The organism is Roseicyclus sediminis (genome assembly GCF_025515305.1).
GTDB classification, from domain to species: domain Bacteria; phylum Pseudomonadota; class Alphaproteobacteria; order Rhodobacterales; family Rhodobacteraceae; genus Roseibacterium; species Roseibacterium sediminis.
Map to the genome: position 1 here is coordinate 14,912 of NZ_JAOPHT010000005.1, position 11,754 is coordinate 26,665.

13 protein-coding genes, 1 tRNA gene and 1 pseudogene are annotated in these 11,754 nt (G+C 63.8%); 5 read left to right on the forward strand and 10 right to left on the reverse strand.

Features of this window, described 5'->3' with window-relative positions:
- Nucleotides 1–55 precede the first annotated feature (55 nt).
- Both N8I71_RS08810 and N8I71_RS08815 read left to right on the forward strand, forming a co-directional pair.
- Nucleotides 56–1,399 carry a mechanosensitive ion channel domain-containing protein gene (locus N8I71_RS08810; RefSeq protein WP_262877600.1) on the forward strand — a complete coding sequence of 448 codons (1,344 nt, stop codon included), beginning with the start codon at nucleotides 56–58 and terminating at the stop codon, nucleotides 1,397–1,399.
- A gap of 75 nt (nucleotides 1,400–1,474) precedes the next feature.
- Nucleotides 1,475–1,549: transfer RNA gene (locus N8I71_RS08815), tRNA-Gln, on the forward strand.
- Between the two features lie 172 nt (nucleotides 1,550–1,721).
- Here the strand turns inward: N8I71_RS08815 and N8I71_RS08820 are convergent.
- From N8I71_RS08820 to N8I71_RS08835, 4 genes are all read right to left on the reverse strand, one after another.
- Complete coding sequence (locus N8I71_RS08820; protein ID WP_262877601.1) at nucleotides 1,722–3,362, reverse strand: recombinase family protein; 1,641 nt, start codon at nucleotides 3,360–3,362, stop codon at nucleotides 1,722–1,724.
- The gene (locus tag N8I71_RS08825; protein WP_262877602.1) at nucleotides 3,359–3,769 is read right to left on the reverse strand and encodes a DUF2924 domain-containing protein; all 411 of its coding nucleotides are present in this window, start codon (nucleotides 3,767–3,769) and stop codon (nucleotides 3,359–3,361) included. Before N8I71_RS08825 ends, N8I71_RS08820 begins: the two co-directional genes overlap by 4 nt.
- Entirely contained in the window at nucleotides 3,759–4,043 is a 285-nt protein-coding gene (locus tag N8I71_RS08830; protein ID WP_262877603.1) for a DUF3489 domain-containing protein, read from the reverse strand. The genes N8I71_RS08825 and N8I71_RS08830 overlap by 11 nt, the downstream gene beginning before the upstream one ends.
- A gap of 308 nt (nucleotides 4,044–4,351) precedes the next feature.
- Nucleotides 4,352–5,317, reverse strand: a complete 966-nt coding sequence (locus tag N8I71_RS08835; protein WP_262877604.1) for a LysR family transcriptional regulator — start codon at nucleotides 5,315–5,317, stop codon at nucleotides 4,352–4,354.
- A 112-nt stretch (nucleotides 5,318–5,429) separates the two neighbouring features.
- Between N8I71_RS08835 and N8I71_RS08840 the strand changes: the two genes are divergently transcribed.
- Nucleotides 5,430–6,065: a sulfotransferase family protein gene (locus N8I71_RS08840; protein ID WP_262877605.1), complete on the forward strand. Its 636-nt coding sequence runs from the start codon at nucleotides 5,430–5,432 to the stop codon at nucleotides 6,063–6,065.
- Nucleotides 6,066–6,149: 84 nt separating this feature from the next.
- Nucleotides 6,150–6,581, forward strand: a complete 432-nt coding sequence (locus N8I71_RS08845; RefSeq protein WP_262877606.1) for a YybH family protein — start codon at nucleotides 6,150–6,152, stop codon at nucleotides 6,579–6,581.
- 158 nt (nucleotides 6,582–6,739) lie between these two features.
- Here N8I71_RS08845 and N8I71_RS08850 read toward each other — a convergent pair.
- The 6 genes and pseudogenes from N8I71_RS08850 to N8I71_RS08875 all read right to left on the reverse strand — a co-directional run.
- Nucleotides 6,740–7,312, reverse strand: a pseudogene (locus N8I71_RS08850) (LysR substrate-binding domain-containing protein); the annotation flags it as partial.
- A 30-nt stretch (nucleotides 7,313–7,342) separates the two neighbouring features.
- On the reverse strand, nucleotides 7,343–8,089 hold the full coding sequence (locus N8I71_RS08855) for a gamma-glutamylcyclotransferase (RefSeq protein WP_262877607.1): 747 nt from the start codon (nucleotides 8,087–8,089) through the stop codon (nucleotides 7,343–7,345).
- Nucleotides 8,089–9,153, reverse strand: coding sequence for a dipeptidase (locus tag N8I71_RS08860; protein ID WP_262877608.1), 1,065 nt, complete (start codon nucleotides 9,151–9,153; stop codon nucleotides 8,089–8,091). The genes N8I71_RS08855 and N8I71_RS08860 overlap by 1 nt, the downstream gene beginning before the upstream one ends.
- Entirely contained in the window at nucleotides 9,150–9,908 is a 759-nt protein-coding gene (locus N8I71_RS08865; protein ID WP_262877609.1) for a gamma-glutamylcyclotransferase, read from the reverse strand. Before N8I71_RS08865 ends, N8I71_RS08860 begins: the two co-directional genes overlap by 4 nt.
- Entirely contained in the window at nucleotides 9,901–10,440 is a 540-nt protein-coding gene (locus N8I71_RS08870) for a GNAT family N-acetyltransferase (protein ID WP_262877610.1), read from the reverse strand. The genes N8I71_RS08865 and N8I71_RS08870 overlap by 8 nt, the downstream gene beginning before the upstream one ends.
- A gap of 20 nt (nucleotides 10,441–10,460) precedes the next feature.
- A complete protein-coding gene (locus N8I71_RS08875) occupies nucleotides 10,461–10,691 on the reverse strand; it encodes a hypothetical protein (RefSeq protein WP_262877611.1) in 231 nt (76 codons plus the stop codon).
- Nucleotides 10,692–10,801: 110 nt separating this feature from the next.
- Here N8I71_RS08875 and N8I71_RS08880 point away from each other — a divergent pair, with 110 nt between their 5' ends.
- Nucleotides 10,802–11,704 (forward strand): LysR family transcriptional regulator, encoded by a 903-nt coding sequence (locus N8I71_RS08880; protein WP_262877612.1) that lies wholly within the window; start codon nucleotides 10,802–10,804, stop codon nucleotides 11,702–11,704.
- The last annotated feature ends 50 nt before the right edge of the window (nucleotides 11,705–11,754 follow it).

Genomic DNA, 11,754 nt, shown 5'->3' on the forward strand with positions numbered 1-11,754 from the left:
TCCATCGAAAGCCGCTTAGGCTCCGGACCATCCCCTCCGGACCGCCAGAGCCGCCATGCCTCGCTTCACGTCCCTTCTTCTGCTTGTTCTTCTCGCGGTCGCGCCCCTGCCCGCTCTCGCCCAGACCGAAGGGGGACAGCCCGCCGGCACGATCGCCGTCCAAAGCGACATCGCCCTCGACACCGCAATAGCCGACCGGATTCGCGACATCCTGCGGCAACTCGACGGTTACCGGAACGTGTCGGTCTCCGTGGCCGACGGCATCGTCACCTTGCGCGGTACGGTCCTCGACTCCGCCCAAATCGATGCGTTGAACGGGCTCGTCGGGCGCGTCGAAGGCGTCGTGGCCATCGAGAACGAGGTCACCGAAAGCACGGACATGCGCGAGCGCCTCGATCCCGCGATCGAACGAATCGAGGGGCGCCTCGCCCAGTTCCTGGCTTTCCTGCCGCTTATCCTCGTGGCTCTCGCCGCCGGACTTGCCGTGATGTTCGCGGGCTTCTTTATCGCCGCGCGAAAATGGCCCTGGGATCGCATCGCGCCGAATGCCTTCATCGCCGACATCTACCGGCAGATCGTGCGCCTCGCGTTCATCGTGTTCGGCGTCGTGCTGGCGCTCGATCTGCTGAACCTGACCGCGCTACTGGGCACGATCCTGGGCGCGGCCGGGATCGTGGGCCTCGCCATCGGCTTCGCCGTCCGGGACACCGTCGAGAACTTCATTGCCTCGATCATGCTGTCCATCCGGCAGCCCTTCCGCCCCAAGGACCTCGTGGAGATCGAGGGCGAAACGGGCCACGTCATCCGCCTGACCAGCCGCGCGACGATCCTTCTCAGCCTCGATGGAAATCACATCCGCCTTCCCAACGCGACGGTCTTCAAGTCGAAGATCATCAACTACAGCCGGAACGACGAACGCCGCTTCACCTTCCTGATCGGCATCGACCCCGGCGCCGACATCGCGCGGGCGCAGGAGATCGTCCTCGCCGCGCTGACCGAGCTTCCCTTCGTGCTGGACAGCCCCGCACCCGCCGTCTGGGTCGAAGGCCTCGGGCCCTCCACGATCGACCTCACGGCGGCCGGCTGGATCATGCAGCACCAGACCTCGATCGGCATGGCCAAGGGCGAAGCGATCCGCGTGGTGAAGGCGCGGCTGGAGGAGGCGGGCATCGGCTTGCCCGAACCGACCTACCGAATTCTGGGCGCCCTGCCTGCGCCCACGGGCGCCGCGGCCGCTGCGCCGAAACCGGCCGCGGCACCGCCTACACCTCCGCCCGCGCCGGTCGAGGTGCAGGAGGTCGGCGTGACCGAAACGGCTGATCTCGAGACGCTGATCGAGGCCGAACGCGAGGCGCTTTCCGACGACGATCTGCTTCGCCGCGAAGCGCCGCAGGAATAGCGCGTCCAGCCAGCCAAAAAACCTTGCACGGGGCTTGATCCCCCGCAGCCGATTGAGTAGCTAGCACGGCACGGTTGGGGTGTAGCCAAGCGGTAAGGCAGCGGTTTTTGGTACCGTGTACCGTAGGTTCGAATCCTACCACCCCAGCCAGTCACTTCCGCAAATCGAGACGGTACGAGGTACGGTGCAGATAGTGCCGTCGTTTCCGCAGCTTGCCGGCGTCTGTCATATTTGCAGACCGCGAACCGCCCTTCACATGCCCCGTAAACAGCCCGAAGTCTGCGCAGGGCATTTCCATGGTACGAGGTGTGGGTGATTGCGATCAGAGAGTCGCGACCAGAGCGCGCTGCTCGGACCAGTCGGACGGCAGGTCGTGGGTCTTGCACCAGTCCGATGTAAACCCTGCAGGCTGCTTTCCATCCAGCACATCCCGAACGATGTCCGGCGCGAGGAAGGCAAGGTCGATCATCTGCTGGATGCGGCGCTTCGATGTGCCGTCCGTTTCGGCGATCTCTGCGAAGGTCGCGCGAGCCTTGATCCGTCCGAACCAGGCATGGGCACGTGCGATGTTGCGGATGAGCGTCTCGTCCTGACCCGCGAGCGTATCGGCCATGACGACCTTCGTCTCGACGCCGCGCTTGCGCAGCTGGAACGGATGGCGCGATGTGAGAGCATCCGCATTGATGCACTCCGCATCGACAGCGATCCGCTCCGCGAGGATCACGGCATCCATCTTCAGTGTCATCGACCCGGGTGCGATGTCGACGCGGGCGACAAGCACGAGGAGATCCTCGGGCCTGGCATCCGCAAGCCACGCGGCGGCGGCGGCCGATGCGCGGGCGATGGCATCGGCGCTCTCCCCCTGCATCACCGACGCGATGAAGCCGTTCCGGGAGATCGTTGTGCGTACGCGGTCTGCAACGCGCTTCTCCAGATCGTTTGCCGGCAAGCGCCACGCTCCGGGATGCGCTTCACCGCTCCGCGCGACAAGCCGATGGGAGATGTAATACCTGAGCCGCGTGCCTGTCCTCGTCTTCGAATGCGACGGCGTCAGTCGATCACCGGTCTCGTCGAACAGCTTGCCGCACAGCAGTGACGTCCGACCGAGTGACGCCTTCCGCCTGCTCCTCGCCGCGCCATCCTGAAGCCGCAGCTGGATCGCATCCCAGCGGTCGGGATCGATGATCGCCGGGTGCTGGCCCGCGTAGACTTGTCTGCGGTGACGGATGCGCCCGGCATAGATCGGGTTCGTCAGGATGTGATGGATGTGTCCCCGGTCAATGGCGCCGCCGCCTGAGTGTGTGCCATCGGCCGCTGCCCGGGCGCGGCTCCTAAGGCCAAGACGATCAGCTTCCTCCTTAACCTGCCGAACGGTGCCATGTTCTTCGTAGAGTTCGTAGAGCCTGCGGATGGTCTTTGCCTCGGTCTCGTTAACCTTCAGCGACCGCCCATCGCGATCGTATCCCAGCGGCACCTTGCCGCCCATCCAGAGCCCCTTGCGCTTGGACGCCGCGATCTTGTCCCGGATGCGCTCTGCGGTGACCTCGCGCTCGAACTGCGCGAAGGACAGGAGCATGTTCAGCGTCAGGCGGCCCATGCTGGTGGCCGTATTGAAGGACTGCGTCACCGACACGAAGGACGCGCCAGCCGCATCGAGGACGTCGACGATCTTCGCGAAGTCCGCAAGCGACCGGGTCAGCCGGTCGATCTTGTAAACCACGATCTGGTCGACCCGGCCGCTCCGGACATCGTCGAGAAGTTGCTGTAGCGCCGGGCGTTCCAGACTGCCGCCGGACAGGCCGCCATCGTCGTATTGGTCGGGCAGCATCACCCAGCCCTCGTGCCTCTGGCTGGCGATGTAGGCGGCGCAGGCCTCCCGCTGCGCATGGAGCGAGTTGAACTCCTGCTCCAGCCCGTCCTCAGAACTCTTGCGAGTGTAGATCGCGCAGCGGGTCTTCGTCATGCGCCGCCTCCGGACCTGTCGGTCATCCCGAAGAAGCGCGGGCCGGACCAAGTCGTGCCTGTGATGTGCTTTGCGATCGCCGAGAGCGACGGCCACGCGCGCCCATCCATCCGGTATCCCTTTGCCAGCACCTCGACCTGATAGGTCCGACCATTCCATTCCCGCACGAGATGCGCGCCGGGCCGGGCGATCAGCTTCGTACTCTCCGTGACAGACTGGCCGTCCGCGATCCGCTTCAACGCGCGCCGCGTGGCCGCTGGCAGGCCCCCATGCTTGCGGCACTGCGCCTCGTGAGCAAGTGCCCTCCGCATGAAGGCGACCGACAGGTAGGGCGGAGGCGGAGACCCGAAGGTCTCCGCCCAGTCCTGCAGAACAGCGGCCCGATCAGGGTCCGCCTTACCCGGCATCGACGGTCTCCTCCGGCGCTGCCGCAGACTGGGCGTCACCTTCGGCCGCTGGCGGTTCTGCGATGATCCGGTAGCGGGTCGGCTTGCCGCCGTCGGTCTTCTCCACCGTGATCTCGTAGCCGGCCTTCCTGAGGCCCGTGATCGCTGCGCGCGTGGTATGGGTCTGCCAAGCGAGTTTGCCGCTGATCGTTGCGATGTCGGCGCCAGCCCTGGCTGACAGCATCCTGATCAGCTGCGCCTTCTTCGTTGTACGGGGTTTGGTCTTCGTCGTCATCTCGATCTCCTGGTTGGGTCAGGAGCACCCTGCCCCTGCTACCAGGCAGAGCCCGGAGGTCCGGGCAGAGATCGACGACTGCGTCGGCGGTCGCAGCACACTACCGCTCTGTTCAGGCACGAAGTCCAATCGAAAGTGAGCAAATGACGGGTTCTTTGGCAATGTGGCGAGCGAACGGCCCAGGATTGGATTGCGCTAAATCGACGTCTGGTTTGCGCAAAGAAGGCGCCGTCCACATCGTGGAGCGAACTGTCCGCTCTGCGGACAATCCGGCCATTTGGGCGCCAAGAAAAGCACGGAAAAGAGGGCTACGCCCGGGATTGAGGACAGATGATTCTATCGACGGATAGTCTGGCTTCCGCTTCGGCTTGAAGCCTTCGATAGGTCTCGATCACGATCGAACGGATCCATGCGCCACCGGCATCGTTCGCCAGCCGTGAACTCCAGAAGAACCTGACAAGAACCGGCTCCAGATCGATGGGCGGCTTCATTGGTTTCAGTCCGAAGGCATCCATGTCCCATGCAAGCAGGATCGCTGGAAAGGTCGCGAGGAAATCCGACCTTGCGAGAAGCGATGCTACGCCGGCCGAGTCTCCGATCATCGCGCTTACACGACGCGCACCAACATCTCCGCCAGTTCCGAGGGGAAAGGGGTTCTGCATGGATCTAGTGACGTTGACCATGAGATGCGGATAGCGGTGCCACGCTTCGATGCCCCAGTTGGAACAGGCCGGGTGATCGCCGCGCGCAAAGGTCACCCATGAGAAAGGTTCCATCGTTTGCTGCTCGAGCCCGTCGGGCAGGCGCGGTTCGCCGCCAAGATGGGCGAGATCGATCAAGCCTTCGCTCAGGGCCGAGTAGACGTCGTGATGGGCGGGCAGCCATTCGATCTTCACGTTCGGGGCCTCTGCCTCGACGCGCTTCGAAACCTCGGCAATCACCTTGGTCAATGTCGGCATCGCGATCCGGAACACCCGGTCGCTGGTTCCGGGATCGAAAAGGCTTCGCGGCGCGATGACCCGGCGTATGCTGCGCAGAATGGGTTTCACGTCCTCGATGATCAGTTCGGCGAAAGGACTGGGTTCCATCTTGCCGCCGACACGGACCAGCAGCGGATCGCCAAGCTGCTCTCTCAGTCGCGCCAGGGAGTGGCTGACGGCGGACTGCGTGCGACCGATCCGATCGGCCGTCGCGGTGACGCTCCTCGTCTCCATCAGCGTTTCGAAGACCACAAGAAGATTGAGGTCGATCCGATGCAAATCGATTTCGTTCATGACCTATGAAATCTTCTTGTTTCTGTTTTCAAACATTCTTCGTCAGTCTTTCCTCACAAAGCCCGATACCCAGGGCCTTGATAAATCTGGTTCATAAAGGAGTTCGAGAACCATGACACTTGAAATCGTCGGTGCCGGCTTTGGGCGAACCGGGACCTATTCGCTCAAGACCGCCCTAGAGATGATCGGTTTCGGTCCCTGTCACCACATGTCCGAGGTGATCGACAACCCGGAGCAGATCCTTCACTGGACGGATGTCGCCGCAGGCCAGGCTGATTTCGACAGCATCTTCGCCGGGTACCGCGCGGCTGTCGATTTTCCGGTCTCTGCCTACTGGCAGGATGTCCTTGCAGCCAACCCTGACGCCAGGGTCATCCTGTCCGCCCGCGACCCGGACGATTGGTACGGAAGCTTCTCGCAAACCATCCTGCCACTCATTCTCGAAAAGGCATCATGGCCTGACGAGCGGCGGTCCTGGTTCGAGATGATCGAACGGGTGATCGTCGGGCAGGCTCTTGGTGGCCGGACCGACCGTGAAGGCATCCTCGCAGCCTACCGCGCAAATGCGGAAGCCGTCGAACGTCTCGTCGAAGACGGACGGGCGCTTGTGTTCCGTGCTCAGGATGGGTGGGCGCCGTTATGCACCTTCCTCGGCGTTGAGATCCCCGACGATCCGTATCCGAAGACCAATGCCCGCGCGGATTTTTTCGCGGCCGTGAAGTCCGGCGCCGAAGAGACCGCCGGTTAATAGAACCTCCGAAAAATCTCAAACGAGCAGATCACGGCGAGTGCTGGGGCCGATCCCGCTCGGCACAACGAAAGGAAACACCTCATGTCAGAGCTGACCAATGTACGCAAAGCATCCTCAACCTTTTATAGTGCCCTTAGCCGCATGGCTGCCGGCGATGTTGCGCCGATGGCGGAGGCGTGGGCGCGAACCGACGACGTCTCGGCGCTCCACCCGATCGGTGGTCGAGACCTAGGCTATGACGCCGTGATTGCGAGCTTTTCCAAGGTCGCAGAAATCGCGGGAGGCGGGCAAATCCGCATTGAGGATCAGATGCTGATGCTCACCGACGAACTCGCCGTTGAAACTGGTGTCGAAACCGGAACGCTCGTGATCGCTGGACGAACCGCAGATATCCATCACCGGGTCACGAACGTCTATCGAAGAGCAAGCGGACAGTGGAAGTTGGTGCACCACCACACTGATACCTCGGCGGCGATGCTGGACATATTGAAAGATCTGGCGGCTGTCGAATAGCGACCGAACTGCAGAGGGGTGGAGCGGCCAAGAGGTAAGGCCACCTCCAGCCCCTGGGCCAGTTCTTGAGACATTGGTGAAACGGCTGCTCTCACCGGTAGCGGACACAGACCTCGTCAGTTCCGACCGGCGGCTTCGCGGACGAAGCGGCCATGAACCTAGGCCACGGCGCCATCGCTTTCCTGGGTCCTGACTGCTGGCTCGTCGCCTGTCGCTTCCTGCTTCAGCCAATCGGCGAACACCTCTCTGCGCGGATCGATAAGCCGGCTCTGCGGGAAGACGATATGGATACCTTGCGGGCGTTCGACGGTGAGCGGATGCAGCCGGACGAGGCGGCCTCTGGCTTCGTCCAGTGCCGTCATGCGGAGATCGAAGATCGCCATCGCCTGTCCTGACAAGACCGCATCAAAGACCAGCGCACGGCTGTCATAAACGGTTGGCGAGACATTCGCATCGGGCGGAAGACCCGCCTCGGCGAACCATTGCTCCCAGTCGCCCGGCCATTGCGACGTGGTCACCTGCGGGAGTGCTGCCAAAGTTTCGATGTCCAGAGGCTCTGCCATGTTGCCGAGCAGTTCCGGCGCAGCGACAGGGCCCACGCAGTCGCGGTAGATCAGTTGGCTGGTCAGGCCCGGCCAGTCGCCGGTACCGTAGCGCAGCGCGCCATCGAAGCCTTCGCTCTCCAGATCCACGAGGTCGAAGGACAGGACCGTCTCAATGTCGATCTCGGGATGAAGCGACCGCTCGCGTGGGCGAGTACTTCAGTCCGCCGCGTGAACGTCGTGAACAGCGCCACGAGCGGTGGCCATAGGGCTCGAGAGCCGTTCCAGACGCTCCGCCACCATCTCCTGCAGGCGCCAAAGATGCAGGTCATGGACGCCGGCCCGCTCCAGTTCGGTGACGGTGTTCAGCAGGTATTCGGCCATGGTGCCGACGTGCCCCACGGCACGGGCGAGCATGTCGGCCAGCTCTTCCATTGGCGGCTCGGGCCGGTACAGCGGAAAGTGGGGATCGGCGGCGAAGAGGATCGCCTCGACCGGGCCGGCCGCGGTTTCGGCGGTCACGTGTTCGGGCGGCACCGGGGGCTCTTTCTGCAGAAGGCTCGACAAAGCGGCCAGCGGGTCGTCGCCGGTGTCCATCCGCAGGACCACACCGGAACAGGCCCCGCCCCGGTCGAGGGACATCATCAGTCCCGGCGTCGAGGGGCAGCCGCGGAAGCGCCGGTCGGTCAGGCAGAACGCCCGCCGCCACCCGGTCACTTGCGCGGCCCGGCGTTCGGCCACCTCCATGCGCGGGTTCCAGATCAGGGATCCTGCGGCAAAGACCCAGACCGCGCCTTGCGTGTCGAGCCGCTCAAGGATCCCGGCAGCGGTCCGGTGGTAGAACTCCGGCGGGGGATCCTCGAGCATCACGGGCCCGCGTTCATCGACGCGCGGCGGCAGCCGATCGACAAGGGTGCGCGTGAGGCACAGGGGCGGGACGATGGGCGAATGCTTCAGGCCGGACATCAGTTCAGGCACCGGTCGAGACAGGCGAGCCAGTTCTCGCGCGCCAGCTTCGCGATCAGCTGCGCGTCGTAGCCATGCGCGGCCATCGCCTCGAACAGGTGCTGTACGCCGGTGACGTCGCCGATCAGGTCGGGCAGGACACAACCGTCAAAGTCCGACCCCAGCCCGACGTGATCCTCGCCCGCCTGCGCGATCAGGTGGTCGAGCTGGCGCAGCATCACGTCCCATCCAGTGTCCGTGTCCGCCGTGCCGTCGGCGTTCAGGTAGAAGGTGGCGAAGTTGAACCCCACCATCCCACCGCGCTCCCGGATCATGTGCAACTGCCGATCCGTCAGGTTGCGCGGGCTGTCGCACAGCGCATGGGCGTTGGAATGGGTCGCCACCAGCGGCGCTGATGAGACCCGGGCGACATCGTCGAAGCCCTTTTCGTTCAGATGCGACAGGTCGATCACGATACCCAGTTCCTCGCACAGGCGCACCAGGTCCTGGCCTGCCTCGGTAAGGCCCGGCCCGGTGTCGGGGCTGCCCGGAAAGGCCATCGGCACGCCGTGGCCGAAGATCGTCGGCCGGCTCCAGACCGGGCCGAGCGAGCGCAGGCCCATGTCGTGAAACAGGTAGAGCGCGTCAAGGTCGGGGCCGATCGCCTCGGCCCCTTCCATATGCATCACTCCGGCGATCACGCCTTGGGCCATGGCGGCGCGGATTTCGGCGACCGACCGGCAGACGCGGAAGTCATTGGGTGCCGAGCGTTCCATCCAGTGCAACAGCCCCGCCATGGCCAGCGCGTCGGGCTGGGCCTGTGGATGCGTCATTTCGGGCGGCATCGGCAGGGCGTAGGGCGGTTCGGCCATCAGCGCCTTGAAGTCAGGCGGCGGGCCGCTGGATGCAGGTGGGACGAAAATCGCGAACAGCCCGCCGGCAAAGCCCGCATCCTTCATCCGCGCGAGGTCCAGATGGCCGTGGCCAGCCGTGCCCAACCAGGTCTCTTCGCGCGGGGCGGGGGTTTTCATGAGGCGCAGCAGGAAATCGTTGTGGCCGTCGAAAAACGGAGTGGGCGCGGTCATTGGGCAGTTTCCTTGTTCGTGAGCGCGGCGAGGTGGGCATCCACCGCGCATAACAGGTCGCTGCAATGCGCATCGGTGATCCCGAGATGCGTGAAATGCCCGACGATATTGGCCAGATAGTCTCGGCTGGTGCCAAGATCGCCCGCGCCATGTGCGATATAACGAACCTGTTCCGCGTAGGTAAGGTCGGGGCGCACGTCCGGCACGTTGTGGTCCGCGACAAAGGTCAACACGCGAATTTCCGCATCGCCGATCCGGGCCGGAACAAACCGGGCGAGGTAGCCGGGCGCGATCATCTCGCGCCGGAACAGGATCTCGGTCTCGGTCTCGACATCCGCCGCCGCGATCCGAAAGGCCAGCCCCTCGCACCCGTCGCACCCTTCGACGGCATCCAGCGTCGCGAACAGGCCGGGTGCCTCTTTGGTGCCGCGGCCGCCCCTGGTGTCTATCAGGATCAGGCGGCGGGCATGGCCCGCGACATGGGCGCGCCGCACCTCGGCAAAGCGCAAGGCCGGATCCCACATCAGCGACCCATAGCCGAAGATCCACAGATCGCCCGAATGGTCGGCCAGCGCCTCGGCCCGGATCGCCTCGCGCTGCGCGTCGGAATGGACCCAGTCGCGTAACGCCTCCTGGCGGGGGTCTGCTGCCATGATCGCCTCAACGTTGAATGTTCGAAAGTAGGACGTCTCGGTGTCCGCGATCCGGTCGCGCAATTCAGGGTGATGGGCAAAAGGGTCGGTCAGTTCAGGCAAGGCGGCTCTCCTCTTTGGTCTCGCGGACCGGTATCATTTCCATGCAGATGTCGACGCCTTCGACGATGCCCGGAAAATCCGGTGAACCGGGCACGTCACGAAATCCGGCGCGCCGGTAAAGCGACTGCGCGGCATGCAGTTCGTGATGGGTGGACAAACGGTAGCGGACGTATCCGGCGGCCTCGGCCTCGGTCAGCAACACTTTCAGCATCTGCGCGCCGATCCCGTGACCCCATCCATCGGGACGCACGAACATGCGCTTGATCTCCATCGTCGTCGCGTCCTGCCCGTAGAAGGCGACACAACCTACCGGCGCCGCGTCGAGCCGCGCCAGCAGCAGACAGCCCGAGGGCGGACCGAAACGTCCCGGCAGGCCGGCAAGCTCGGCTTCGAGGTTGGCGAAGACCGACGGGTTCGGGTCTTTCTCGCCCTTGGCCACATTCTCCATCGCCCAGGCGAAGAAGTCGCGGAACAACGCCCGCACGGCGTCGAGGTCTTCGGGCGTCTCGGCGCGAGTGATGGTCAGGGTCACGGCAGCACTCCGCACCGTCATCAGAACTGTCCAGAATAGTGCAGCATAACGGCCTGTACGTCCAAATCACCGGAAAAGGCGTCGGGGTTGCGTGCGGTCATCTCACGAACGAAGTCCCGGCGCGTGCGCGCGTCGTCCGGATCGACGGGCACCGACAGCCGCGCGGCAAGGCCGCGTAGCAGGGCAGCGGCGCGGCGCAGCGAGGCAGCGGGGCGAAGGGCGAAGGCGAGGTTGGTGTCGATGGCGGCCATGATCGGGATCCTTCCAGGCTTGCAGTGTTCGATCCGGCTTGATCCTCTGACAGAACTCTACCTCGCACTATCGAGGTGATCTTGTTTTCTGTGTTCGATATAATCGAACAATGATGGATCACCTTGCCCGGATGGCGGTTTTTCAGGCCGTGGCGGATGCGGGATCGTTTCGCGGTGCGGCGAAGCGGCTCGGCATTTCGCCATCGGTTGTCAGCCACCATGTCAGCCAGCTCGAGATGCAGCTCGATCTGCCCTTGTTCTATCGGTCGACGCGGAACCTCTCGTTAACCGATGCGGGGGCCGAACTGCTGCGTAGCACGCGTCTGATGACTCAGGCGGCCGATAAGGGCATGGCGGCGATGCAAATGCGCAAGGCACAACCCGTCGGCCACATTCGGGTGACGCTGCCGTCAGGCGCACAGCACCCCGCGTTCGGGGCAGCCTGGGCCCAGTTGCTGAAGAGATTTCCAGGACTGACCTTTTCGATCACCTTCACGGACGCATTCAGCGATCTCTCGGGATCGCAGTTCGACCTCGCGATCCGGGGTGGAACGTCCGGTCTTAAGGATTCAACCTACAAATCCCGCCTGTTTCGACGCTTTGAAGTCTGGCTGACTGCATCACCAGACTATGTGACGGCCCGGTCGCCCGCAAAGGTAATCGAGGATCTGGCGGCCTGGGACTGGATCGAGTTTCCACCCGGGTTGCGCCTGAACGATTTTCTGCTCGAGCCGAGGCCTGCCGGTCAGCGTGTCGAGCCCCGCATCGCGGCCACGCTGGATTCCATGTTGGTGGCGGAAGAACTCGCGCGCGAAGGGATTGGCTTTCTTGCGATCCCGAAAGATGTGGTCCAAGACCATGTGCGGGACGGGAGGCTTGTGCGTCTTCTTCCAGATGTGCCGCTTCGTCCCATAGAAACCTATGCGATCTGGCCAGCCAATGTGGGTGACGCAAGCCCGGTTCGGATGGTGCTGGATTTCCTGCTCGAGAACTTGCCCAAGAGCCGCAATTGAGGTCCGGGCAGGTCACTGAAAACCATGTCACGATTGAAGGACGGAAAGTC